Here is a 23,277-nt window from a genome sequence, read left to right as displayed (position 1 = left end):
CGATCGATGCACGGCAACCCGATGAACATCCCCCCGGTCTCGATTGCGGCTGCCAAGGCGGCGCTGATCGAGCAATACGGCGAGCCGACGCTGCGCAGGCGCGCGTCGATGCTGTGGGGGACGCGCGGGGTCGGCAAGTCGTCGGTCGTCCGTCAGGTCGCCGAGCACTACAAGGTACCGCTGGTCGATCTGCGCCTCACCACGATCGAGCCGGTCGATATCCGCGGCGCGATCTACGCCGACGAGGCGCTGGCCAAGACAGTGTGGTTTCCGCCGGAATTCCTGCCGTCGCCCGACCAGCCGGAGGGGCTGCTGTTCCTCGACGAACTCACCGCCGCCGATCAGCGGCTGCAGATCTCGGCCTATTCGCTGATCCTCGACCGCCGCGTCGGCAATTACGAACTGCCGGACGGCTGGCTGGTGGTCGCCGCCGGCAATGCGAGCTTCCACGGCGCGATCAGCCACGACATGGGCACCGCGCTCGCCGACCGCATGTTCCACTTCAACGTCCAGACTGCGATCGACGCCTTCCTCGCCCACGCCATGGCGCGCGACTTCGCCCCGGAAGTGATGGCCTATCTGAAGATCCGCCCGGACAAGCTCGACGACACCCAGGCGCAGCTCGCCGGCGATCATCTGATCGGCGCCAGCCCGCGCGGCTGGGAGGACATCTCCAACGTGCTGAAGTCCGGCCTGTCCGATGCGGCCAAGCGGCTGTTCGTGCAGGGCCGGATCGGCGCCGCCAATGCGGCGGAGTTCTTCGGCGTGCTGCGCGAGATCAAGGCCGGCACCGACGTGGTGCGATTGCTGGCCGCGCGGCCGGGCCCCGAGACGGCGGCGCTGCTGCCGAAGACGCTCGATGCGCTGTACGGCATGCTGTACGGCCTGCTGGCGGCCTGCACCGATCAGCCGACGCTGGCCCGCGCGCTGGAGATCATCGAGCAACTGCCCGATATTCGCGGCAACGTCCCGCTGCCGATTCGCGAGGCGCAGACGCTGGCGATGGAACTGCTGATGCAGCGCGCGCTGGAGCACGGCCTCGAGGCGGCGATCTTCGACAGCCCGGCCTACGCCCGTTACGGCGAACGCCGGCAGATGGACCTGCAGGATGCGTGACGCCGCCGCGCTGTATTGCCATCGCGGAACCCGCGCGATCCAGCGCATGGTCGAATTCGCGCCCTCCACCGGCGGGCTGGCGCTGTGGGTCCGGCATCAGGACCTGCCCGCGGACGGCGATACGGCGGCGGTGGTGGCGATCACCGACGGCGCCACGGTGTATTACGGCGCGGCGTTCGAGAAACTGCCGCTGCCCGAACAGGTCGGTCTCGTCGCCCACGAGGTGCTGCACATCGCGCTGCGCCATCCGCAGCGCTTCGTCGAACTGCAGCGCGTGATCGGCGACGTCGACCTCGAACTGTTCAACGTCTGCGCCGACGCCATCGTCAACTCGACGCTGGCGCATCTGAGCTGGCTGACGCTGCCGGAAAAGTCCGTGATGCTGGAGCAGATCCTCGCCAAGGCGCTGAAGCGCGAACAGGACGTCGAGGCGGCGCTGCTGGAATGGGACGTCGAGAAACTGTATCGCGCGATCGACGACCGCGACAGCGACAGCAACAACGGCAAGTCGAAATCCGGCAACAAGTCGCAGGCGGGCTCCGAGGCCGATGCGTCCGGCTCCGGCGGGCGTGACCAGTCCCAGTCGCAGTCCGAATCTCAACAACAAAGTACGGAGCAGCGCGCCGACGGCTCCCGCTCCGCCAAGGTCCGCGAACTCGGCGCCGGCAGCGCCCGCGATCTGGTGCCGAACCCGGAATCGCAATCCGCGCCGGAGCACGAGGCCGAGCACGCCCGCGAATGGAGCGAGCGGATCCTGCGCGGCCACGCCGGCGACGGCGCATTCTCGATGCTGCGGGCGCTGATCGCCGACCTGCCGCGCACCCGCACGCCGTGGGCGCAGGTGCTGCGCGTGCAGCTCGCGCGCGGGCTGGCGAAGAAGCCGTCGCTGACCTGGTCGCGGCCGGCGCGCTCCTACATCGCCAATCAGGGCCGCGCCGGCCAACACCGGATGCCGTTCGAACCGGGTTTCTCCGCCACCAAAAACGAGCCGCGGCTGGCGCTGATCATCGACGTCTCCGGCTCGATCGATGATAGGGTGATGGAGCGGTTCGCGCGCGAGATCGAGACCATCACGCGGCGGCAGGAAGCGGGGCTGGTGCTGATCATCGGCGACGAGCGGGTGCGGCAGGTCGAGTTCTTCGAACCCGGCCGCCGCTTCGTGCTGAGCGAGATCGAATTTGCCGGCGGCGGCGGCACCGACTTCACGCCGCTGCTGGCCGAAGCCGACCGCCACAGACCGGACATCGCCGTGGTGCTGACCGATCTCGAAGGCCCGGCCGATTTCAAGCCGCGCTGGCCGGTGATCTGGGCGGTGCCGGAGAGCCACGCGAATGCCGTGCAGCCGTTCGGCCGGCTGCTCGCGTTGAACTAATCGAGGCCTCGGTGCCGCCGACGGTCAGGAGCACGACATGCTGCAGATCACCGGAATTCCGGACGCGTGCGATAATCTGGCGCCGATCCCGATGGAATGCGACGCGCCGCATCTCGTCGTCAGGGGCGAGCTGCCGCGCGAATTGAACGGCACGCTGTATCGCAACGGCGCCAATCCGCAATTCGCCTCGCCGAACGCGCACTGGTTCTTCGGCGACGGCATGCTGCACGCCTTCCGGCTGGAAAACGGCCGCGCTTCCTATCGCAACCGCTGGGTCCGCACCCCGAAATGGCTCGCCGAACACGAGGCCCGCAGGCCGCTCTACGGCGAGTTCAACCTCAAGCTGCCCGACGCGCCACGCTCGACGCCCGACGACGGCAACGTCGCCAACACCAACATCGTGTTCCACGCCGGCAAGCTGCTGGCGCTGGAAGAGGCGCATCTGCCGATGCAGATCGAGCGCGATACGCTGGCGACGCGCGGCTATTGCGACTACGGCGGCGCGCTGAAGGGGCCGTTCACCGCGCATCCGAAGATCGATCCGGTCACCGGCGAGATGCTGTTCTTCGGCTACAACGCCGATGGCCCGCTGAAGCGGACGATGTCGTTCGGCGCGATCGATGCCTCCGGCCATGTGACGCGGTTCGAGCGCTTCAAGGCGCCCTACGCCGCGATGGTGCACGACTTCATCGTCACCGAGCACTACGTGCTGTTCCCGATCCTGCCGCTGACCGGCAGCATCTGGCGCGCGATGCGCGGCCGGCCGCCTTATGCCTGGGACCCCGGCAAGGGCTCCTATGTGGGCGTGATGAAGCGCACCGGCACGACGCGCGACATCCGCTGGTTCCGGGGCGACGCCTGCTTCGTTTTCCATGTCATGAATGCGTGGGAGGACGGGACCAAGATCGTCGCCGACGTGATGCAATCCGAGGAAGCGCCGCTGTTCACCCATCCGGACGGCCGCCGCACCGACCCGGAGAAGGGCCGCGCCCGGCTGTGCCGCTGGAGCTTCGACCTCGCCGGCAATACCAACGCCTTCAAGCGCAGCTATCTCGACGACATCAGCGGCGAATTCCCGCGGATCGACGAGCGCCGCGCCGGCCTGCGCAGCGGCCATGGCTGGTACGCCTGCGCCAGCCCGGAGACGCCGATGCTCGGCATGCTCACCGGCCTCGTGCATGTCGACGGCAACGGCCATCGCCGCGCGCGCTATCTGCTGCCGACCGGCGACACCATCGGCGAGCCGGTGTTCGTGCCGCGCAAGCCGGATTCGGCGGAAGCCGATGGCTGGCTGCTGACCGTCATCTGGCGTAGCTGCGAGAACCGCAGCGACCTCGCGGTGTTCGACGCCGCCGACATCACGAGCGGCCCGATCGCCCTGGTGCAACTCGGCCACCGCGTCCCCGACGGCTTCCACGGCAATTGGGTGGCGGCGGGGTGAGCGCTCCGCTTAGTGCTGCATTCGCCGCTTCGCCGCTCTGGGGCGCTCACACTCCGTCATTCCGGGGCGCGCCGTCAGGCGCGAACCCGGAATCCCGAGCTGTTCATCCTCGTTACAATCACTCCTGGATTCCGGGTTCGCCGCTGCGCGGCGCCCCGGAATGACGAACGAAAGGTCGTGCGCTGCACGCGCCCCGGAATGACGAACGAGAGGCTGAGTTGACTACCGCCCCCACCTGTCCTGCCAGATCTTCTCGCCGGCGAGGCACGACACCCGCGGCGGCTGCTCCCTGTCGGCGGCGGGCACGATGCGGCCTGGCGGGGTCAGGCCGGCGACTTCCATCACCAGCTTGGTGCGGATCGCCTCCTTGAACTTGGCGCGGTCCTTGATCGTCACGACGAACGCACCCGGCCCGCCGATCACGCAATCCTCGTAGTAATAATCGAGGTTCTCGATATCCATCGTCGAATAGGACGGCTCCTTGACCATGATCGGCAGGCCGTTGATGACGATGCCCTTCCCGATCGCGGCGTCGCGCGCCAGCGTCACCGGCTCGCCATTGTTGTTGGGGCCGTCGCCGGAAATGTCGATGACGCGGCGCAGGCCGTGATACGGGTTCTGGTCGAACAGCGGCACCGCGAAAGCGATCGCACCGGAGATCGAGGTGCGCGACGCTCGCCGCAGCGGCGCCTTCATGATTTCGGCCGCAACCGCATCGGCGGATTCCGGGCCGTCGATCACCTGCCACGCCAGAATGATCTTCTGATCGCCGGCGGCGGCCCATTCGAAATAGGTCACGGCGATGCGGCCGTTCGGCCCGGTCTTCAGGGTCTTGAGAAAATCGGGGGAGCGCAGCGCCTCGGCGTAGCCCTCGCGCTGCACCGCGAGTTCGTCGACATCCATCGAGTAGGAGACGTCGACCGCGAGTATCAGCTCGACGTCGACCTCTTTGGCGCCGTCGGACCGGTCGGCGACCTGCCCGAGCCGGTTGGGCGCCGCGAGGCCTGCAACCATGCCGGCCGCTGTAACGGCGGCGACCACTGCTCCGATCGAGACCCACCAGCGCATCGCAGCCCTCCGGTCGAGGTGACATGATCGTGACACGCTATGCTGTCGACGGAAAGCGGCAAAGCCGGTTCCTCCGCGATCACGTTTCAGTCACTGCTAGTATCGGTCGCCGGAACATGCCGCGCTGCACTGAAATCGCGCAGCCGGCCGCTCCGTCCGCGGTTTCGTGATCGCGAGCGGAGTTGTAAACTGCGCGGAGATCAGACCGGTGCACCGCATGAGCAACGTCGTCACCAAGCCGAAAGCCAAGGCCAAGCCGAAGCTCGAGCGGCCGAAACTGCACAAGGTGATTCTCGTCAACGACGACTTCACGCCGCGCGACTTCGTGGTGATGATCCTGAAGTCCGAGTTCCGGATGACCGAGGAACAGGCCTATAAAGTCATGCTGACCGCGCATCAGCGCGGCGTCTGCGTGGTCGCGGTGTTCACCAAGGACGTCGCCGAAACCAAGGCCACCCGCGCCACCGACGCCGGCCGCGCCAAGGGCTACCCGCTGCTGTTCACGACGGAGCCGGAGGAGTAGCGAGCGCCGGCGGCGTATCGCTCGAACTAACTGTCGGGTTCGTTGCGGGCAGCCGCAGCGCGGCTCCTCTTCACCCTCCCCTGGAGGGGGAGGGTCGGCACGCAGCCCGCGTAGCGGGATGCGGGACGGGGTGGGGTGAGCCGCGGGCACGGCGGACGAACTCTTCGCCACCCCACCCCGCTCGCTGACGCGAGCGACCCTCCCCCTCCAGGGGAGGGTGAAGCGCGGCGACCGCCAACTTTCAAATACGACTGCCGCCGCAAGAGCGGGGCGAGGGAGCGCGCCGTGCATTGCTGATCGTCCGCGCTCTCTCGAGAGCGATCTACAAGCCTTCCGCCGCCTGCAGCGTCTCGGCTTCGAGGCCGTAGACGCGTTCGACATGCGACAGGCCTTCGATCGGGAACTCGCCGATCTCGACGAAGCCCTCACTGCACAGACCGACGAAATCCGACGAGGCGACGACGGTGCGGCCGAGCCGGCCGGCGATCCGCTCCAGCCGCGCGGCGAGATTGACGGCGGGGCCGATGCAGGTGAAGTCGAGCCGGTTGCCGCCGCCGATATTGCCGTACAGCACCTGCCCGACATGCAGCGCGACGCCGAAACGAAACGTTTCGATGATGTGATTGCCCTCGATATAGTTCATCGCCGCGACGGTGCCGCGGCATTCCTGCGCGGCGGCGAGCATGCGCGCGCAGACGTCGGCTTCGTCGCCGCCGTCGGCGGCGATCGGAAACACGGCCAAGAGGCCGTCGCCCATGAATTTCAGCACTTCGCCGCCGTTGCGCAGGATCGGCCCGACCTGGCAATCGAAGTAAGCGTTGAGCAGCTTGACCACGACCTCCGGCGGCAGCCGGTCCGACAGCGCGGTGAAGCCGCGCAGATCCGACAGCCAGATCGCGGTGCGCATGGTGTCGGCGTGGCCGCGCCGGATCTGGCCGGACAGGATGCGCGCGCCGGCGCGGTTGCCCACATAGGTGTCGAGCAGCGTGGTGGCGATCGCGCGCAGGCTGATCACCTCGATCAGCCGCGCCAGCGGCCCGGTCAGCCGCCGCAACGCCACCAGTTCGTCATCGCTGAAACCGCCCGGCCGGCGTGTGCTGAAGCTGGAGCCGTTGATGCTGCCGTCCATGAATTTGAGCGGCAGCGCCAGATAGTCGGTGACGCCTTCGCGGCGCATGTCGTCGAAGAACGGAAACGTCCTGCTGACGGGATCGTCGAGACGGAAACGGACCTCGACGCCGGTGTCGTACATCAGCTTCAGCGGGCTGCGCTGATATTCCTCCAGGCTCTCGACGTCCACCGTGGTTTCGCTGGTCACGGTCTCCTGACCGTCCCGCCAGACGAAGCCGTAGCCGTAGACGTCCGGATGCAGCGTTTCGACGAACACGCCGACGCGGTACAGCGGCAGCCCGGCCGCGACCAGCCGCTCGCAGGTTCGCGTCATCATGGCGACCGGCTCGGCCTCGGAGCGCGCGCCGTCGATCAGCCAATCGATCAGGTCGTGAAATGGTTGCGATTGCATCGCGCCATCCTAGCGGAACGCATCGGCATTGGGACCGTGTTACCGCTCATGGCAGGTCCCCAGACGCTGAGCCGACACACCGGCGGAACTGAGCGATACGGCCGTTTCAACAAGCACTGATTCCTCATCCTGAGGAGCCCGGCGAAGCCGGGCGTCTCGAAGGATGGGGCCGCGCTGCCCGCCGCCCATGGTTCGAGACGGCGCTTCGCGCCTCCTCACCATGAGGTCCTGCCGGTCAGAAGTCCCAAAGAAAAACTGCCTTACCCGACCTGCCCGCGATGACGCAGCAAATGATCGGCCAGCACGCAGGCGACCATCGCCTCGCCGACCGGAACCGCCCGGATGCCGACGCAGGGGTCGTGGCGGCCCTTGGTCAGGATGTCGGTGTCGTGGCCGTCGCGATCGATGGTCTTGCGCGGCGACAGGATCGACGAGGTCGGCTTGACCGCGAACCGCGCCACCACCGGCTGGCCGGTGGAGATGCCGCCGAGAATGCCGCCGGCGTGGTTCGACAGGAATTGCGGGCCATGGTTGCCCATCCTCATCTCGTCGGCGTTCTCCTCGCCGGTCAGCGCCGCGGTGGCGAAGCCGTCGCCGATCTCGACGCCCTTGACGGCGTTGATGCTCATCAGCGCCGCGGCGATGTCGGTGTCGAGCTTGGCGTAGATCGGCGCGCCGAGGCCCGCGGGCACGCCTTCGGCGACCACTTCGATCACCGCGCCGATCGACGAGCCGCTCTTGCGGATGCCGTCGAGATAGTCGGCGAAGAACGCCGCCTTGTCCTTGTCGGGGCAGAAGAACGGGTTGTTGCCGATCTCGGCCCAGTCCCATTTGTCGCGGTCGATCTTGTGCGGGCCGATCTGCACCAGCGCGCCGCGCACGCTCATGCCACTGATCACCTTGCGCGCCACCGCGCCGGCGGCGACACGGCTCGCGGTCTCGCGCGCCGAGGAGCGGCCACCGCCGCGATAGTCGCGGATGCCGTATTTCGCCTCGTAGGTGAAGTCGGCATGGCCCGGCCGAAACTTGTTCTGGATCTCGGAATAATCCTTGGAGCGCTGGTCGGTGTTCTCGATCAAGAGCGCGATCGGCGTCCCGGTGGTGACCTGCGCGCCGGTCTCCGGATGCGCCATCACGCCGGACAGGATCTTCACCTGATCGGCTTCCTGGCGCTGGGTGGTGAAGCGCGACTGGCCCGGCCGGCGGCGGTCGAGGTCGCCCTGGATGTCGGCCTCGGTCAGCGGGATCAGCGGCGGACAGCCGTCGACCACGCAGCCGATCGCCACCCCGTGGCTCTCGCCGAAGGTGGTGACGCGAAACATGTGGCCGAAAGTATTGAACGACATGGCGGACCCGCCTCTCAAGAAATGCGCCGGTGTGGTAACGCGCCGGCCGGACAGGGTCAAACCGACCCTCTCCCCCTGGGGGAGAGGGTGGCGAGCGAAGCTCGCCAGGTGAGGGGGGGCCACGCGCAGCGCGTAGGGTGGGCAAAGTCGCGCAGCGACGTGCCCACGCGGACGCTGGTTGCTGCATCCGCGTGGGCACGGTGCGCCTGCGGCGCACCTTTGCCCACCCTACAGTCTCTCTGATGATCAAGCAGCAAACGCCATGAACTCGCAACCGGGGTCCCGGCGCTGCGCTGCGGCACTCCGTGCCGCAGCGCAGCGGGACACGAGACAGATCATGTCTTGACAACATTCCTATTGTGATTATAATCCGCACTGTCCTGTCCGTGAGGGGCGCTTCGCGAGGCGTCGTACAAGCGGGACAGATCGACGGGCTGGGCAACCAGCCCGGAACGATGGTTCGATGAAGCCGGCGCTGTGCCGGTGGAGTCGGACAGACGCGGCGTCCTGCGCGTTGCGGTTCGCACCCGCACGTCCGGGAGGCTTCGGGGACCCGTCCGGGCCTACTACGAGGCTCTGCGACTTGTTAGTTCGCTGCACGGGGGCAGGCGAAGGCGGCGAAATCCGCCGGACCGTGGGGTTTCATTACCCTTGCCTGTCAACGGAAGCACGGGCCCGAAGACAGAAAGCGCCGCGGTGGGCGCGCCGGAAGGCGTTACGCGATGACTTCGCAAGTCATCGCGAGAAACCACCAAACCCTGCGCCGACCGGCGCGCCCCCACCCCTCGCTGTGACAGCGACGGGTGCACAACTCGGGCTCAGCGAGCCGCGAGGAGGATTTGGCGTGGCTGTTTGATAATTGAATCGGACGTCGCGATGGGGCACGATCTTTGCCCCCGCACTCCCGTCATGCGCGGGCTTGACCCGCCTGCGGGGCCGAAGCCCCTTCGGCGCGGCGGAGGCCCGCGCATCCATCGCGCGCGTCAGCGCGCCATGGAGGAGTTTTTGCGAAGAGGATGGATTGCCGGGTCGAGCCCTACGACATTCACACATCTGCTTTGGCTGTTGCGGGCGGCAGCTTTCTCTGACTCGATAGTGGTCGAGATCTGAGGAGGAGCAGATGGACGTTGGTTTGGGACGGTTCGGTGACCGGCGCCTGGAAAAAGGGGGGCCTGCTTGCTGGCTCGGCTGGTCGACGTCGGTCGCGCGGGGATCAGCGTGCGCCGGGTCGGCGGAGATCGTGCGGGCGAGATCCGCTTCACCCGGTTTCTGCGTAATCCCCGAGTGACGCCACAGGAGATGGTGGCGCATGCCAGGGCGCGCACCGCCGGGCTGGTCGAGGGCCGCCACATTCTGGCGATCCAGGACACCACGACGCTGCGCGATGACGGCAAGCTGTGCAGCTTGAACCTGCACCCGACGATCGCCGTCGATGCCGCCGATGGCGCATTGCTCGGGCTTGTCGATGCGGTGTTTCTCAGCCGCGTCGGCGGCACCAAACGGCTGTGTGCCAAACGGCCGTTCGCCGACAAGGAAAGCCGACGCTGGCTCGATGCGACCAGGGCGGCGGCCGGTCTGGTCGCCGCGGGCGCAGCTTGCGTGACCGTCATCGCCGACCGCGAAGGCGACATCTACGATGAGTTCGCCTGCCGGCCGGCAGAAACCGAACTGTTGATCCGCGCCCATCATGATCGCGCTCTGGAAGGCGGCGGCAGGCTGTACGACTGCATGGCTCAGGTGGCCGAGCTTGGCCGCGAGACCATCGATCTGCCGGCTAATCCGGGCCGGTCGGCGCGTCGGGTGACGCTGGCGCTTCGTGCCCGCGAGATCACCTTGAAGCGACCCAAGCGCAACCATCCGGCCGAAGCGGCGCATCTGCCCAAGAGCGTGACGCTGACCTTGGTGGAAGCGCGCGAGATCGATCCGCCGCCCTCGGTGGCGCCGGTGCATTGGCGTCTGCTGACGACGCACGAGGTGACGACGCTGGCGCAAGCTCTGCTGATCACCAGGTTCTATCGCCAGCGCTGGACCATCGAGCAAGTCTTCCGCCTGATGAAGACCAAGGGCTTCGACATCGAAGCGGTGCGTATCGCCGAGGGCGGACCGTTCGAGAACCTGACCACCGCGACTCTGATCGCCGCGATCCAGGTGCTGCAGATGGTGCGTGAACGCGATGGTGCAGCCGGCCGGCCGATGCAGGACACGTTCGACCCCGACGATGAGCCGGCGCTCCAAACCATCTGCCGAACACTGGAGGGCAGCACCGCGAAACAGAAAAACCCGCATCCGCCAGGATCACTCGCCTACGCCAGTTGGATCTGCGCCCGCCTTGGCGGATGGACCGGCTACTACGGCAAGCCAGGCCCCATCGTGATCCTCCACGGCCTCCAATCCCTCAGAGCCATGCTCGCAGGCTGGAAGCTAAGGCCAGATGTGTGAATCTCGTAGGGTCGAGCCCGGCAATGACGGTGTTGGTGACAAGGAGCGCAGTCGCAGGGCAGGCAAAACGTGGCCATGCGGCGCTGGCTTGCAAGTGACCCGCGTACCCGCTTCGCTCAGTCCTTCGCCAGCGAAATGTCCGGCGCGTCGGGGCGCTTCATGCCGACGACGTGGTAGCCGGAGTCGACGTGGTGGATTTCGCCGGTGACGCCGCGCGACAGGCCGGACAGGAAGTACAGCGCGCTGTCGCCGACTTCCTCGATCGTCACCGTGCGCCGCATCGGCGAATTGTATTCGTTCCATTTCAGGATGTAGCGGAAGTCGCCGATCCCCGATGCCGCCAGGGTCTTGATCGGGCCGGCCGAGATCGCGTTGACGCGGATGTTCTTCTCGCCGAGATCGGCGGCGAGATAGCGCACGCTGGCCTCGAGCGCCGCCTTGGCGACGCCCATCACGTTGTAGTGTGGCATCCACTTCTCGGCGCCGTAATAGGTCAGCGTCAGGATCGAGCCGCCGTCCGGCATCAGCTTCTCGGCGCGCTGCGCGATCGCGGTCAGCGAATAGCACGAGATCAGCATCGTCTTGGAGAAGTTGTCGGCGGTGGTCTCGACATAGCGGCCGTCGAGCTGGTCCTTGTCGGAGAACGCAATGGCATGGACGACGAAGTCGATCTTGCCCCATTTCGCCTTCAGCTCGTCGAACACCGCATCGATGGTCGCCGGATCGGTGACGTCGCAATGCCCGACCAAAATACCGTCGAGTTCGGCCGCCAGCGGCATCACCCGCTTCTTCAGCGCGTCGCCCTGCCAGGTCAGGGCGATCTCGGCGCCGTGGGCGCGACAGGCCTTGGCGATCCCCCAGGCGATCGAACGGTTGTTCGCCACCCCCAGAATCACCCCACGCTTGCCTTGCATCAGGCCTGAATCGGTCACCATTTCGTATCCTATCGCCTTGATCGGGCTCTGGAGGTACACCAGCGGCCGGGCTTGGTACAGCCCCCCTGTTCGCCGCAAATTCGGCCGGTTCAGGCAGTCTCGGCGCGTGGAATAGGCGCCGTTCGCCGGTGTTCTGACTCCTGGCGCCGCGATTATTGCCGAGACGCGGTTGCGCAGGAAGCCGGCGCGGGGCAATCGGAGCGATGAACGAGTTTCGGGACGGCGTCGAGGCGATGATTCCGGCGTTGCGGCGATACGCCCGCGCGCTGGCGCGCGACACGGACATCGCCGACGACCTGGTGCAGGACACGCTGGTGCGAGCGCTGCGCTCGGAAAAACTGTTTCTCGGCGGCGATCTGCGGAGCTGGCTCTACACCATTCTGACCAACCTCAACCGCAACCGCCGCCGCGCGCTGGCGCGTCGACCGACCTTGATGCCGTTGACCGATACCGGCGCCGACGCCAGCGGCACCGAGGCCGAGGGCGGCGATATCGCCCGTGCGCTGGCGACGCTGGTCGAGGAACAGCGGGCGGCGCTGCTGCTGGTGGCGCTGGAGGGGCTGAGCTACCGCGAGGTCGCGGACATTCAGGGCGTGCCGATCGGCACCGTGATGTCCCGTCTCGCCCGCGCCCGCGCCCATGTCCGCGCCAGCCTGGATGGCGAGAAGCCGATGCTGAGGCGGGTGAAATGATGATCTGTCCGACACGCAAAGTGGCACCTCGACGCCGTGCCGCGACGCCGTCATTGCGAGGAGCGAAGCGACGAAGCAATCCAGAGGCTCCGTGCACTGAGCTGGATTGCTTCGCTTCGCTCGCAATGACGAGACTGGGCCTGATGGCTCGACGCAACGAATACGTAACACTGAAAAATCACAGCCATGACTGACCCCCGAATTCCCGTCACCGAAGACGAACTGCACGCCTATGTCGACGGCGAACTGCCGGCCGAGCGGCGTGCCGACGTCGAAGCCTGGCTGGCGTCGCATCCGGCCGATGCCGAACGCGTCGCGTCATGGCGCGCGATGGCCGAGGCGCTGCACACCCGCTACGACCGGGTGCTCGACGAGCCGGTGCCGCCGCGGCTGCAGCTCGATCGGCTGAGCGCGACCCCACCGCGACGCTGGATCGCCGGCGCCATCGCGGCGACGCTGGTGGCGTTCATCGCCGGCGGCGGCGCGGGCTGGTTCGCTCATGGCGCGGCGGCGACGCCGAACGCCTTCCGCAGCTTCACCGTCGATGCGCTGGATGCGCACCGGCTCTACGTCGTCGAGGTTCGCCACCCCGTCGAGGTGGAGGGCTCCGAACGCGCGCATCTGCAGCAATGGCTGTCGAAGCGGGTCGGCTATCCGGTCAAGGCGCCGGAGCTCGAAGGCAGCGGGTTGAAGCTGGTGGGCGGGCGGTTGCTGCCCGGGCCCGACGCGCCGGCGGCTTTCCTGATGTACGAGAGCGCCAGCGGCGAGCGCTTCACGCTCTACACCTCCCGCGCCGACACCGACACGACGCAGATGCGCTACGCCAGCGATCGTCGCGAAGGCGCGATGTTCTGGGCCGACCGCGGCGTGGGCTACGTGCTGTCGGGTCCGACCGACAAGGAGCGACTGAGCCTGGTGGCGAAGCAGGTCTATGCGCAGACCGAAAGCAGCGGCGGTTAGTTGGTGATGAGTACGAGCCGGCGGCCGCTATTGACTCGGAAATCGCCACAGTCCCAATTTCGACATCGATATTCGCCGTTTCCACCATCGCGCCGCCTCACTATCGTCCGACGAATCCATGACGGTGGGCTCGCGTCTGATCCGCCGATCGGCGCACTGCGGCCTTGGCCGGGGTCGCGCTGATCCCCCGCGCCGAGGCCGCACCCGTTCGGGGCGCCGCTTACGCCGGCCGCTCAGGGCCTTCCCCAAAACGAGACTTTCGGATTGTATTCCCCCGCAAATGCGAAGGGGATACCATGCAAATTCAGACGATCGACACCACCTCCGGGCGGATTGCCTGCCGCCACTCCGCGGGCAGCGGACCGACCATCGTGATCCTTCACGGCAATTCGGCCTCGTCGAGGGCTTTCACGCCGCAGATCGAGAGCGCCCTCGGCGACAAGTACCGGATCCTCGTCCCCGACCTCCCCGGCCACGGCGATTCGGACGATGCGGCTGATCCGGCCGGCACCTACAACCTGCCCGGCTACGCCGCCGTGCTGCACGAGATCGTCGCCAGGCTCGACGCCGCGGATGCCGTTTTCGTCGGCTGGAGCCTGGGCGGGCACATCCTTCTGGAGGCAGCGCCCGAGCTTGCGCAGGCGCGCGGCTTCGCGATCTTCGGCACCCCGCCGATCAGTTTTCCGCCGGCGATGGACCAGGCGTTCCTGCCGACGCCGGCGATGGCCTACACTTTTCAGCCCGACCTGAACGAGGAGCAGGCGCGCGCCTATGTGGCCGCCGCCTTCCGGCCGGGCGTCACCGATCTGCCGGCCGAAATGGTCGCCGATGTGCTGCGTACCGACGGCCGCGCCCGCGGGCAGCTCGCCACCAGCATCCGACCAGGCGGCTTTCGCGACGAAGTGGCGGTCGCCGCAAACCTGAAGCAGCCGCTCGCCGTGCTGCATGGTGCGGAGGAACAGCTCGTCAATGGCGCGTATTTCGACACGCTGACGATGCCGACCTTGTGGCGCGGCAGCGTGCAGGTGATCGACGACGCGGGCCATCTGCCGCAGTGGGAACAGGCCGAGCGTTTCAACGCGCTGCTGGATCAGTTCGTGGCGGAGGTGGCGGCCTGATCGAGCGGCACCGCGCCTTGAGGCGACGGCGCGGCGCAGCGGCGCTCTGTCCGCTACGCCACATCACCTGCCGACGTCAGCCGAGATCGCTGCGCGGATGATAGGGGTGGCCGTCGCGCCACTTCTGCATCAGCGCTTCCAGCTCGGCATCATGGCCGTCCGGCAGCACGATCCGCGTGGTGACGAACAGATCGCCCGCGGCGCCGCTCTTCGGCAGGCCCTTGCCCTTGAGCCGGAAGGTCCGCCCGCTCGACGTGTTCTTCGGGATCGACAGTTCGATCGCGCCGGTCAGCGTCGGAACCCGAACCTTGGCGCCGAGCACCGCCTCGTACAGCGTGATCGGCAATTCGAGCCGCAGATCGCTTCCGTCGACCTTGAAATACGGATGCGCGGCGTAGTTGACGGTGATCAGCAGATCGCCGGGACGGTGGCCGGGCGCGCTCTCACCCTGACCTTTCAGCCGGATCTGCTGGCCGGAGCCGACGCCGGCCGGAATCTTGACGTTGAGCTCCTTGCCGGTCGGCAGCCGGACGCGCTTCTCGGTGCCCTTGGCCGCCTCTTCGAGCGTCACCGTCATCGCGACACTCTGATCGAGGTCGGGGGCAAAACCGCCGCTATCGAAATCGAAGCCCTGAGCGCCGCCGCGCGGACCGCCGCGCATGCCGGCCGCGCCGCCGAACATCGAGTTCAGGATGTCCTCGAAACCGCCGCTGCTGCCGGCGCCGCCCGCGAAGCCGCCGCTGCCGCCGCGAAAATTGTACTGCTCGAAGCCGCCGCCGGGACCACCCGCACGTCCGCCTCGCGCGCCACCGCCACCGGGGAAGCCCTGAAAGCGCGGCTTGCCCTCGGCGTCGATCTCGCCGCGGTCGTATTGCTTGCGCTTGGCCTCGTCGCCGATGATCTCATTGGCCGAATTGACTTCGGCGAAGCGGGCGGCGGCCTTCGGGTCGTTGGCGTTGGCGTCGGGGTGATGCTTCTTGGCCAGCTTGCGATAGGCGCTCTTGATCGCCGCAGCGCTGGCGTCCCGCTGCACCCCCAGGACCTCATAGGGGTCGCGCATCCGTCTCGTCTCCTTCAAGGAATTCACATACTGGGCGGACCGCCCATTGGCGCTTCATCTGGGGTGTTTGTGTCGCTTTTGCAACCGCTTTCGGCCGTCTTGGCGACGCGTCAACTGCGTCGCCAGGGCTTCAGCGAGCGGATTTCCCAGTGCCCTTGTGCCGAACGACAGGCGGCACCCTGCATCCAGCTTTCCGATCTGTCTTTGACGTAGCTGGCGAGAAAATCGCGGCAGGAGCGGCCATCGGCCGTGTAGGCGGCGGCGAGCGGCGTGACCGAGCCTCGCGCCCCGGTCGCTGGATTCTCCCAAGGCTGGCTGGAATCCTTGTCGCCCTTGGTCAACACGTCGGACGCCGCAATCCGCGCCAGCGCGAGGTCGGCTTCGGTCGGGCCGTTGTCGGCAGATGGCGCCAGCGCCCGGATCGAGCCTGTGAAGTCACTGCTGTCCATTTGGGCAAAGGCCGCCTCCTTGCCGCCCATGCTGCAGCCGCCCAATCCAATCGCCGTTAGAATCGCTATCATCGCCGCGGCGGGAGCGATCGCCGATAGGCCAACGCAATTGCGTACCCTATATAGGTCTGGCCTATACAGAGCCGTCAGCGCGTTCCGGACCGCGGTGAAGCACAAGTCGGATTCCCTCGCATGAGCGATACCTCCACCAAACAACAGAGTCAGTTAACGTCAGGTGATTTCACCGCGGCGGAGAATCCATTTGAGTTGTTTGCTGAATGGTTTGCAGAGGCGAACGGGTCCGAGCCAAACGATCCGAACGCGATGGCGCTCGCCACGGTCGATTCCGACGGCCTGCCGGACGTCCGGATGGTGCTGATGAAGGGCTACGACACCGACGGATTCGTGTTCTACAGCCACATCGCCAGCCAGAAGGGCCGCGAACTCGCCGCTACCCCCAAGGCGGCGCTGCTGTTCCACTGGAAGTCGCTGCGACGGCAGGTCCGGATCCGCGGCGCGGTGACGCCTGTCACCGAAGCCGAGGCCGATGCCTATTTTGCCACGCGGCCGAAGCAGGCGCAGATCGGCGCATGGGCCAGCAAGCAGTCGCAACCACTGGAAAGCCGGTTCGCGTTCGAGCAGGCCATCGCCAAGGTCGCCGCGCGCTATCTGATCGGCGAGGTTCCGCGACCGCCCGGCTGGAGCGGATGGCGGATCACGCCGTCGCGGTTCGAATTCTGGCACGACCGCCCGTTCCGCCTGCACGACCGCATCGAATTCAGCCGGGACACCCCGGCCCACCCCTGGACCAAGACAAGGCTGTATCCATGAGCCCCGAACCCCCGAAGCGCGCGCCGGACAGCAATGCGCAGCGCCGGACCATGATTCTGACCGGCGCCAGCCGTGGCATCGGCCACGCCACCGTGATCCGTTTTTCCAGTGCCGGATGGCGGGTGCTCACCTGCTCGCGCCATCCGTTCCCGGAGGAGTGCCCATGGGGCGCCGGGCCGGAAGATCACATCCAGATCAATCTCGGTGACCGCGGCGACACGCTGCGCGGGATCGACGAGATCCGCGAACGTCTCGACGGCGGGCAGCTCCACGCGCTGGTCAACAACGCCGCGATTTCGCCGAAGGCCGCCGGCGGCGGTCGGCTCGGCTCGATCGACACCGAAATGGACACCTGGGAGCACGTCTTCCACGTCAATTTTTTCGCGCCGATCATGATGGCGCGCGGGCTGATCGAGGAGCTGAAGGCCGCAAAGGGCTCGGTGGTCAACGTGACCTCGATCGCAGGCTCGCGCGTGCATCCGTTCGCCGGAGCGGCCTACGCGACCTCGAAGGCGGCCCTCGCCGCGCTGACGCGCGAGATGGCGTCGGATTTCGGCCGCATCGGCGTTCGGGTGAATTCTATCGCGCCGGGTGAGATCGACACATCGATCCTGTCGCCCGGCACCGAGAAGATCGTCGAGGAAGACATCCCGATGCGCCGCCTCGGCACGCCGGACGAAGTCGCCAAGATCATCTACGTGCTGTGCACCGAGACGTCGTCCTACGTGAACGGCGCCGAGATCCACATCAACGGCGGCCAGCACGTATAGCAGACCGCCGGTCCCGATATCGGCGGTGGGGCGATCGCTCGCCCCACCGCCATTGTCTGTGATCAGTCGGCCCGAAAACGCCGCGGCGGCCGCAGCCGGCCGGGGCGCTGCAGGGCGGTGCCCGCGCTCGAGCAGTCATCCTCGGAATCGCCCTCGAACAGCGGTGCGCCGCAATGGCGGCAGAAGCGGCCGCTCATCGCCGTTGCCTGACTCGGTCGCTGCGCTCGCTGGTAGTCTGCGAGGTCGATGACGTTGCGACGTGGCGTTACAACTTTCTCAACCATTGCTGTCCTCGTATATGTGACAGGCTTATCGCAGCAAACCCTTCTTCCAACTCTTCAGACGAACGCTCAAATTTTAGAGGCAGCGGCCGATCAGCCGAGATGCTTTCCAAAGAATGCAGCCGCGCGCGACCACGCGAGTTCCGCGGCTTCCCGATCGTGCACCGCGGCACGCTGTTCGTTGACGAAGGCGTGGTCGGCGTCGTAGCGGAAGAACTCCGCACTCTTACCGGCGTCTTTCAGCCCTTTCTCGAATACATCGACCACTTCCGGCGTGCACCAATCGTCGCGATTGGCGAAATGTCCCTGCATCGGGACCCGGACTTCGGACGGCTTCGCCGCCTGTTCGGGCGGGATGCCGTAGAATACAACTGCTGCGCTGAGTTCGGGAATTTTACACGCGCCGATCACCGTGACGGCGCCGCCCAGACAGAAGCCGGTGAGACCGACCTTGGCGCCGTTGCGCGCGAGATAGGTCGCAGCTCCACGCACGGTCTGCGTCGTCGCATCCATGAAATCGAGCGAGCTCATCTCTTTGTTCGCAGCGTCCGTGTCGTGATAGGGCACCACCTTGCCGTTGTAGAGATCCGGCGCCAGCGCATCGAAGCCGGCGAGCGCGAAACGATCGGTCAGTCCCTTGATCTGTTCGGACAGGCCCCACCATTCCTGAATGACGACGACACCCGGCGCGTTGCCGCGCGCGGCATTGGCGAGATAGCCGCTGGCATCCTGACCGTCGGGACGCTTGAAGGTGATGATCGTGCCCATGTTTCCTCCACGTGAGTTGCACTTCGTTGCCGGCATTGTGTCCGCAGTGACAAAGAGATGCAATCGCCGGAGGTGCGGCGGCGGATCGCGGACTCCGCATAACAAAAAAGCCCCCGAAGGGGCTTTCTGTCACGCGTTCGTCGCTTGCGTCATCGTCGACCGTGCTCAGTGCAGGTTCGACCAGACCTTGCGTTTGGTGAAGTACAACAGACCGCTGAGGATGATCAGGAAGATCATGACCTGCAGACCGAGGCGCTTGCGGGCCTCGAGATGCGGCTCGGCAGCCCACATCAGGAAAGCCGTCACGTCCTTGGAATATTGCGGCAACGTCTCGGGGCTGCCGTCGTCATAAGTCACCTGACCGTCGACCATCGGCGGCGGCATCTTGATCGAGTGCCCAGGATACCACTTGTTGTAGTACGAACCATCCGGCAGGCTGAAGCCCTCCGGCGGCGTATCGAGATAGCCCTGCAGCAGCGCGTCGATGTAGTTCGGGCCCTGCTCCTGGAACTGGGTGAAGAAGTCGAACACGAACTGCGGGAAACCGCGCGGATAGGACCGTGCCTTCGCCAGCAGCGACATGTCCGGCGGAAGGGCGCCGCCGAAGGACGCACGCGCCGCCTGCTCGTTCGGGAAGGGAGACTTGAAGGTGTCGGCGAGCCGGCCGGGCCGTTCGAACATCTCGCCGGCATCGTTCGGACCGTCCTGGATCGAAGCTTCGGCCGCGATCGCCTTGGCCTGCTCCAACGTGAATCCTGGGCCGCCCGGCTCGGCGAGGTTGCGATACTGCAGCAACTTCATCGAGTGGCAGGTCGCGCAGACCTCCTTGTAGATCTTGAAGCCGCGCTGCAACTGGGCGCGATCGTAGGTGCCGAACGGGCCGGCAAAGCTCCATTCCAGCGACGGCGGGCTTTCGCCACCTTCCGCAGCCTTGGCGCTCTGCACACCGCCGAACATCATCGATCCCGCCAGCACCAGGGCGAACAGGCTCGCCGCGGTCGCGCCGGTCACCTTGCCCTTGTTCAACACGTCCTCGGCGATCGAGTTCGGCAGCGGCAAGGTCTTCTCGACCCTGGACAGCAGCGGCAGCACGATCAGGAAGTAGGCGAAGTAGGCAAAGGTGAAGACGCGGGCGAGGATCGTGTAGACGCCTTCCGCCGGCTTCGAGCCGAGCCAGCCGAGCATGATGCAGACCACCACGAAGCCCCAGAAGAAGCGCTTCGCCAGCGGCCGGTAACGCGACGACCGCACCTTGGCGCTGTCGAGCCAGGGCAGGAACAGCAGCACGATGATCGCGCCGAACATCGCCACGACGCCCATCAGCTTGTTGGGGATCGAACGCAGGATCGCATAGAACGGCAGGTAGTACCATTCCGGCACGATATGCGGCGGCGTCACGCCCGGATTGGCGGGAATGTAGTTGTCGGCCTCGCCGAGATAGTTCGGCATGTAGAAGATGAACCAGGAGAAGAACAGCAGGAAGCAGCACGCGCCGAACACGTCCTTGAGCGTCGCATAGGGCGTGAACGGCACGGTGTCCTTCTCGGTCTTCGGCTCGACGCCGGTCGGGTTGTTCTGACCGGTGACGTGGAGCGCCCAGACGTGCAGCACGACCACGCCGGCGATCACGAAGGGCAGCAGATAGTGCAGCGAGAAGAAGCGATTGAGGGTCGGATTGCCGACCGAATAGCCGCCCCACAGCAAGGTCACGATGCTGTCGCCGACGAACGGGATCGCCGAGAACAGATTGGTGATCACGGTGGCGCCCCAGAAGCTCATCTGGCCCCACGGCAGCACGTATCCCATGAAGCCGGTCGCCATCATCAGCAGATAGATGATCACGCCGAGGATCCAGAGCACTTCACGCGGCGCCTTGTACGACCCGTAATACAGACCGCGGAACATGTGGATGTAGACCGCGATGAAGAACATCGAGGCGCCGGCGGCGTGCGTGTTGCGCAGCAGCCAGCCGTAGTTCACGTCGCGCACGATTCGCTCGACCGAGTCGAAGGCGAAGTCGACATGCGGGGTGTAGTGCATCGCCAGGACGATGCCGGTGATGATCTGCACCGCCAGCATCATCGAGAGAATGGCGCCGAACGTCCACCAGTAGTTCAGATTTCGCGGGGTCGGATAGGCGACGAACGAGGAATGAACCAGGCCGGCGATCGGCAGGCGTTGCTCGAGCCACTTCATGAAGGGGCTCTGCGGCTGATAGGTCGATGGTCCGCTCATGATGCGATCCTAAGCATGGGATATAGCGACGCTGGTCGGAAGGGCGTCAGCCGATCTGGATTTTGGTGTCGGAGACGAATTGGTAGGGCGGAATCGGCAGGTTCAGCGGCGCGGGCCCCTGCCGGATGCGGCCGGAGCTGTCGTATTGCGAACCGTGGCAGGGGCAGAAGAAGCCGTCGAACAGACCTTCATGCGCGATCGGAATGCAGCCCAGATGGGTGCAGATGCCGACGACCACGAGCCACTTCTCGTGTCCTGCCTTGGTGCGCTCTTCATCGGTCTGCGGATCGGGCAGCGCCGACAATTTCACCGCACGCGCTTCGTCGACCTGCTTCTGCGTGCGGTTCATGACGAAGATCGGCTGGCCGCGCCAGAACACCTTGATGTCCTGCCCTTCGGCGATCGGAGTCAGATCGACTTCGATCGGCGCCCCGGCGGCGATGGTCGATGCGTCCGGGTTCATCTGGGCGATGAACGGCCACACGGCCGCTGCTGCGCCGACTGCGGCCACAGCGCCGGTTGCGATATAGAGAAAATCACGGCGCGTCGGTTCCGCCGAAGTCTCTGTCGTCACGATCCAAAGCCCTTTCATATCTGCGGCCGGCGAAGCGGTCTCGGCAAGATGCGAAACGATCGTCCGAAGGCGGGCCGCCGAAGTCCGCAGCCCACGCATCCCTTGGCCGCTATCACAGCCGGTCAGGTAGAAACAGACAGTTCAGAATCGATCTATTGGCACCCTTGCCGGTAGAGCGCAAGCCCGCGAAGGGCTAATCAGCGCAGCCATAACAATTCGGACGAGTTGTCGTGCACAGTGCGAGTTAGGATTCAGTTGCTTGGGAGCATTACGGAATGCGGATCGCCCTGTACCAGCCCGACATTCCTCAGAATACCGGGACTCTGCTTCGGTTTTGCGCCTGTTTGAACGTCGAAGCTCACATCATCGAGCCCGCCGGATTTCCCACCTCGGATCGGCATTTCCGCCGTGCGGGAATGGACTATCTCGATCAGATCACCATCGTCCGGCACGATTCATGGTCAAAATTCGAGCAATGGAGGAAAGACGCTGACTGCCGGGTGATTTTGCTTACAACGAAAGGCGTAACGCCTTATCTCCAACAGCGTTACCGATCCACTGACGTGCTGCTACTGGGGCGAGAAAGCGCTGGCGTGCCGCAACAAGTCGCCGATGCGACCGATGCGCAGGTGGTGATCCCGATGCAACCGGAGATGCGCTCGCTCAACGTCGCGATGGCCGCCGCGCTGGTGGTCGGCGAGGCGCTCCGGCAGACCCGATACGAGTAAAGGACAACGCGTTGAGCTATGCGGTCAAAGAGATCTTCCTGACCCTGCAGGGCGAGGGCGCGCATGCCGGACGCGCCTCGGTGTTCTGCAGATTCGCAGGATGCAATCTGTGGACGGGCCGCGAGCAGGATCGCGATCTGGCGGTCTGCAAATTCTGCGACACCGACTTCGTCGGCACCGACGGCACGCTGGGCGGCCGCTACGCCGACGCCGATCAGCTCGCCACCACCATTGCGGCGCAATGGGCGGGCGACGATCTGGACCGCTACGTAGTGATCACCGGCGGCGAGCCGCTGCTGCAGCTCGACCCGAAACTAATTGATGCACTGCACAAGCAGGGTTTCGCAATCGGCGTCGAAACTAACGGTACGATCGAACCACCTCTCGGAATTGATTGGCTTTGTGTCAGTCCGAAGGCCGGCGCGCCGCTGCGCGTGCAGTGCGGCAATGAGCTCAAACTGGTCTACCCGCAGCCGGGCGCCCTGCCCGACCAGTTCCAGGGTCTCGCCTTCGAGCGGTTCTCGCTACAGCCGATGGACGGCCCCGGGCGGGAGGACAACACCCGCGAGGCGATCGACTACTGCCTGCGCCATCCGCAATGGCGGCTCAGCGTCCAGACCCACAAGGTGATCGGGATCAGGTAGCCCCGGGCGCCGGGCCCGCATCACCGTGATCGGGCTGTCACGACGGCCCGCTAGGCTCCGCCGCATGATCAACACTTCCAGCGGGAGCCAAACATGGACTTTAAGGCGGGCGACGTCGTGATTCTGAAATCCGGCGGCCAGGCGATGACGGTGGCGGAAGCCCGCGCCGACGAGGTGGTGTGCGTGTGGATGGGTGAGGAAGGCGATCTGTTCCGCGAGAGCCTGCCGCTCGCCGTGCTCGAAGCGATCGACATCGGCGACGAGGACGAGAGCGAGGACGATGAGGATGAGGATGAGGATGAGGACGGCGCCAAGGACGACGCCGAGTCCGGCAAGGTCGCCTGACGCCGTCGGTCCATTGCGTTCTCCCCGAGATTTCGCGGCCGCCGGCTAGCGTCGAGGGCC

23 protein-coding genes are annotated in these 23,277 nt (G+C 66.0%); 13 read left to right on the top strand and 10 right to left on the bottom strand.

What is annotated here, in order from left to right; all coding sequences use genetic code 11:
- The first annotated feature begins 6 nt into the window (after positions 1-6).
- From SR870_RS22940 to SR870_RS22930, 3 genes are read left to right on the top strand one after another with little or no spacing between them, the layout of a single operon-like run.
- Positions 7-1,116 (top strand): ATPase, encoded by a 1,110-nt coding sequence (locus SR870_RS22940; RefSeq protein ID WP_322515795.1) that lies wholly within the window; start codon positions 7-9, stop codon positions 1,114-1,116.
- A complete protein-coding gene (locus SR870_RS22935) occupies positions 1,109-2,488 on the top strand; it encodes a DUF2201 family putative metallopeptidase (protein ID WP_322515794.1) in 1,380 nt (459 codons plus the stop codon). Before SR870_RS22940 ends, SR870_RS22935 begins: the two co-directional genes overlap by 8 nt.
- Positions 2,489-2,525: 37 nt before the next feature.
- Entirely contained in the window at positions 2,526-3,929 is a 1,404-nt protein-coding gene (locus tag SR870_RS22930) for a carotenoid oxygenase family protein (RefSeq protein WP_322515793.1), read from the top strand.
- A gap of 222 nt (positions 3,930-4,151) precedes the next feature.
- Here SR870_RS22930 and SR870_RS22925 read toward each other — a convergent pair whose 3' ends face one another.
- A complete protein-coding gene (locus SR870_RS22925; protein WP_322515792.1) occupies positions 4,152-4,997 on the bottom strand; it encodes a DUF1194 domain-containing protein in 846 nt (281 codons plus the stop codon).
- Between the two features lie 217 nt (positions 4,998-5,214).
- On the opposite strand from SR870_RS22925, the gene clpS reads away from it, so the two are divergent.
- Positions 5,215-5,520 (top strand): ATP-dependent Clp protease adapter ClpS, encoded by a 306-nt coding sequence (clpS, locus tag SR870_RS22920; protein ID WP_322515791.1) that lies wholly within the window; start codon positions 5,215-5,217, stop codon positions 5,518-5,520.
- A gap of 322 nt (positions 5,521-5,842) precedes the next feature.
- Here the strand turns inward: clpS and SR870_RS22915 are convergent, their stop codons facing one another.
- Both SR870_RS22915 and aroC read right to left on the bottom strand, forming a co-directional pair.
- The gene (locus SR870_RS22915; protein WP_322515790.1) at positions 5,843-7,042 is read right to left on the bottom strand and encodes an adenylate/guanylate cyclase domain-containing protein; all 1,200 of its coding nucleotides are present in this window, start codon (positions 7,040-7,042) and stop codon (positions 5,843-5,845) included.
- A 260-nt stretch (positions 7,043-7,302) separates the two neighbouring features.
- The gene (gene aroC / locus SR870_RS22910) at positions 7,303-8,388 is read right to left on the bottom strand and encodes a chorismate synthase (RefSeq protein WP_322515789.1); all 1,086 of its coding nucleotides are present in this window, start codon (positions 8,386-8,388) and stop codon (positions 7,303-7,305) included.
- Positions 8,389-9,564: 1,176 nt separating this feature from the next.
- On the opposite strand from aroC, the gene SR870_RS22905 reads away from it, so the two are divergent.
- On the top strand, positions 9,565-10,827 hold the full coding sequence (locus tag SR870_RS22905; RefSeq protein WP_322514554.1) for an IS4 family transposase: 1,263 nt from the start codon (positions 9,565-9,567) through the stop codon (positions 10,825-10,827).
- Between the two features lie 116 nt (positions 10,828-10,943).
- On the opposite strand, the gene fabI is transcribed toward SR870_RS22905, so the two are convergent.
- Entirely contained in the window at positions 10,944-11,762 is an 819-nt protein-coding gene (gene fabI / locus SR870_RS22900) for an enoyl-ACP reductase FabI (protein ID WP_322515788.1), read from the bottom strand.
- A 203-nt stretch (positions 11,763-11,965) separates the two neighbouring features.
- Between fabI and SR870_RS22895 the strand changes: the two genes are divergently transcribed.
- The 3 genes from SR870_RS22895 (at position 11,966) to SR870_RS22885 (ending at position 14,532) form a co-directional block, all read left to right on the top strand.
- Positions 11,966-12,454, top strand: a complete 489-nt coding sequence (locus SR870_RS22895) for a sigma-70 family RNA polymerase sigma factor (protein ID WP_322515787.1) — start codon at positions 11,966-11,968, stop codon at positions 12,452-12,454.
- Between the two features lie 186 nt (positions 12,455-12,640).
- Entirely contained in the window at positions 12,641-13,414 is a 774-nt protein-coding gene (locus tag SR870_RS22890; RefSeq protein ID WP_322515786.1) for an anti-sigma factor, read from the top strand.
- 164 nt (positions 13,415-13,578) lie between these two features.
- Complete coding sequence (locus SR870_RS22885) at positions 13,579-14,532, top strand: alpha/beta hydrolase (RefSeq protein ID WP_322515785.1); 954 nt, start codon at positions 13,579-13,581, stop codon at positions 14,530-14,532.
- Positions 14,533-14,608: 76 nt separating this feature from the next.
- On the opposite strand, the gene SR870_RS22880 is transcribed toward SR870_RS22885, so the two are convergent.
- Both SR870_RS22880 and SR870_RS22875 read right to left on the bottom strand, forming a co-directional pair.
- Positions 14,609-15,592 (bottom strand): J domain-containing protein, encoded by a 984-nt coding sequence (locus tag SR870_RS22880; protein WP_322515784.1) that lies wholly within the window; start codon positions 15,590-15,592, stop codon positions 14,609-14,611.
- A gap of 110 nt (positions 15,593-15,702) precedes the next feature.
- Positions 15,703-16,218, bottom strand: a complete 516-nt coding sequence (locus tag SR870_RS22875; protein ID WP_322515783.1) for an RT0821/Lpp0805 family surface protein — start codon at positions 16,216-16,218, stop codon at positions 15,703-15,705.
- Between the two features lie 15 nt (positions 16,219-16,233).
- Here SR870_RS22875 and pdxH point away from each other — a divergent pair, with 15 nt between their 5' ends.
- Both pdxH and SR870_RS22865 read left to right on the top strand, forming a co-directional pair.
- Positions 16,234-16,872 (top strand): pyridoxamine 5'-phosphate oxidase, encoded by a 639-nt coding sequence (pdxH, locus tag SR870_RS22870; RefSeq protein WP_322515782.1) that lies wholly within the window; start codon positions 16,234-16,236, stop codon positions 16,870-16,872.
- Complete coding sequence (locus SR870_RS22865; protein WP_322515781.1) at positions 16,869-17,642, top strand: SDR family oxidoreductase; 774 nt, start codon at positions 16,869-16,871, stop codon at positions 17,640-17,642. Before pdxH ends, SR870_RS22865 begins: the two co-directional genes overlap by 4 nt.
- A 62-nt stretch (positions 17,643-17,704) precedes the next feature.
- Here the strand turns inward: SR870_RS22865 and SR870_RS22860 are convergent, their stop codons facing one another.
- The 4 genes from SR870_RS22860 to petA all read right to left on the bottom strand — a co-directional run bounded on the left by SR870_RS22860 (position 17,705) and on the right by petA (position 21,500).
- Complete coding sequence (locus SR870_RS22860; RefSeq protein ID WP_322515780.1) at positions 17,705-17,926, bottom strand: hypothetical protein; 222 nt, start codon at positions 17,924-17,926, stop codon at positions 17,705-17,707.
- A gap of 90 nt (positions 17,927-18,016) precedes the next feature.
- A complete protein-coding gene (locus SR870_RS22855; RefSeq protein ID WP_322515779.1) occupies positions 18,017-18,691 on the bottom strand; it encodes a dienelactone hydrolase family protein in 675 nt (224 codons plus the stop codon).
- 165 nt (positions 18,692-18,856) lie between these two features.
- Positions 18,857-20,926, bottom strand: coding sequence for a cytochrome c1 (locus SR870_RS22850; RefSeq protein ID WP_322515778.1), 2,070 nt, complete (start codon positions 20,924-20,926; stop codon positions 18,857-18,859).
- 46 nt (positions 20,927-20,972) lie between these two features.
- A complete protein-coding gene (gene petA, locus SR870_RS22845; protein ID WP_322515777.1) occupies positions 20,973-21,500 on the bottom strand; it encodes a ubiquinol-cytochrome c reductase iron-sulfur subunit in 528 nt (175 codons plus the stop codon).
- Positions 21,501-21,775: 275 nt separating this feature from the next.
- On the opposite strand from petA, the gene SR870_RS22840 reads away from it, so the two are divergent.
- From SR870_RS22840 to SR870_RS22830, 3 genes are all read left to right on the top strand, one after another.
- A complete protein-coding gene (locus SR870_RS22840) occupies positions 21,776-22,228 on the top strand; it encodes a tRNA (cytidine(34)-2'-O)-methyltransferase (RefSeq protein WP_322515776.1) in 453 nt (150 codons plus the stop codon).
- Positions 22,229-22,239: 11 nt separating this feature from the next.
- On the top strand, positions 22,240-22,872 hold the full coding sequence (queE, locus tag SR870_RS22835) for a 7-carboxy-7-deazaguanine synthase (RefSeq protein ID WP_322515775.1): 633 nt from the start codon (positions 22,240-22,242) through the stop codon (positions 22,870-22,872).
- Positions 22,873-22,965: 93 nt separating this feature from the next.
- Positions 22,966-23,217 carry a YodC family protein gene (locus SR870_RS22830; protein ID WP_322515774.1) on the top strand — a complete coding sequence of 84 codons (252 nt, stop codon included), beginning with the start codon at positions 22,966-22,968 and terminating at the stop codon, positions 23,215-23,217.
- The last annotated feature ends 60 nt before the right edge of the window (positions 23,218-23,277 follow it).

Origin of the sequence: Rhodopseudomonas palustris (assembly GCF_034479375.1) — a bacterium.
Classification (GTDB): domain Bacteria; phylum Pseudomonadota; class Alphaproteobacteria; order Rhizobiales; family Xanthobacteraceae; genus Rhodopseudomonas; species Rhodopseudomonas palustris_M.
This window is presented reverse-complemented; position numbering and strand designations above follow the sequence as displayed.

What these genes read in the sequence shown, in the direction of transcription:
- SR870_RS22940 (WP_322515795.1), top strand. Translation starts at nt 7, where the DNA reads ATGCACGGCAACCCGATGAACATCCCCCCGGTCTCGATTGCGGCTGCC.
- SR870_RS22935 (WP_322515794.1), top strand. Translation starts at nt 1,109, where the DNA reads ATGCGTGACGCCGCCGCGCTGTATTGCCATCGCGGAACCCGCGCGATC.
- SR870_RS22930 (WP_322515793.1), top strand. Translation starts at nt 2,526, where the DNA reads ATGCTGCAGATCACCGGAATTCCGGACGCGTGCGATAATCTGGCGCCG.
- SR870_RS22925 (WP_322515792.1), bottom strand. Translation starts at nt 4,997, where the DNA reads ATGCGCTGGTGGGTCTCGATCGGAGCAGTGGTCGCCGCCGTTACAGCG.
- clpS (WP_322515791.1), top strand. Translation starts at nt 5,215, where the DNA reads ATGAGCAACGTCGTCACCAAGCCGAAAGCCAAGGCCAAGCCGAAGCTC.
- SR870_RS22915 (WP_322515790.1), bottom strand. Translation starts at nt 7,042, where the DNA reads ATGCAATCGCAACCATTTCACGACCTGATCGATTGGCTGATCGACGGC.
- aroC (WP_322515789.1), bottom strand. Translation starts at nt 8,388, where the DNA reads ATGTCGTTCAATACTTTCGGCCACATGTTTCGCGTCACCACCTTCGGC.
- fabI (WP_322515788.1), bottom strand. Translation starts at nt 11,762, where the DNA reads ATGGTGACCGATTCAGGCCTGATGCAAGGCAAGCGTGGGGTGATTCTG.
- SR870_RS22895 (WP_322515787.1), top strand. Translation starts at nt 11,966, where the DNA reads ATGAACGAGTTTCGGGACGGCGTCGAGGCGATGATTCCGGCGTTGCGG.
- SR870_RS22890 (WP_322515786.1), top strand. Translation starts at nt 12,641, where the DNA reads ATGACTGACCCCCGAATTCCCGTCACCGAAGACGAACTGCACGCCTAT.
- SR870_RS22880 (WP_322515784.1), bottom strand. Translation starts at nt 15,592, where the DNA reads ATGCGCGACCCCTATGAGGTCCTGGGGGTGCAGCGGGACGCCAGCGCT.
- pdxH (WP_322515782.1), top strand. Translation starts at nt 16,234, where the DNA reads ATGAGCGATACCTCCACCAAACAACAGAGTCAGTTAACGTCAGGTGAT.
- SR870_RS22865 (WP_322515781.1), top strand. Translation starts at nt 16,869, where the DNA reads ATGAGCCCCGAACCCCCGAAGCGCGCGCCGGACAGCAATGCGCAGCGC.
- SR870_RS22860 (WP_322515780.1), bottom strand. Translation starts at nt 17,926, where the DNA reads ATGGTTGAGAAAGTTGTAACGCCACGTCGCAACGTCATCGACCTCGCA.
- SR870_RS22855 (WP_322515779.1), bottom strand. Translation starts at nt 18,691, where the DNA reads ATGGGCACGATCATCACCTTCAAGCGTCCCGACGGTCAGGATGCCAGC.
- SR870_RS22850 (WP_322515778.1), bottom strand. Translation starts at nt 20,926, where the DNA reads ATGAGCGGACCATCGACCTATCAGCCGCAGAGCCCCTTCATGAAGTGG.
- SR870_RS22840 (WP_322515776.1), top strand. Translation starts at nt 21,776, where the DNA reads ATGCGGATCGCCCTGTACCAGCCCGACATTCCTCAGAATACCGGGACT.
- SR870_RS22830 (WP_322515774.1), top strand. Translation starts at nt 22,966, where the DNA reads ATGGACTTTAAGGCGGGCGACGTCGTGATTCTGAAATCCGGCGGCCAG.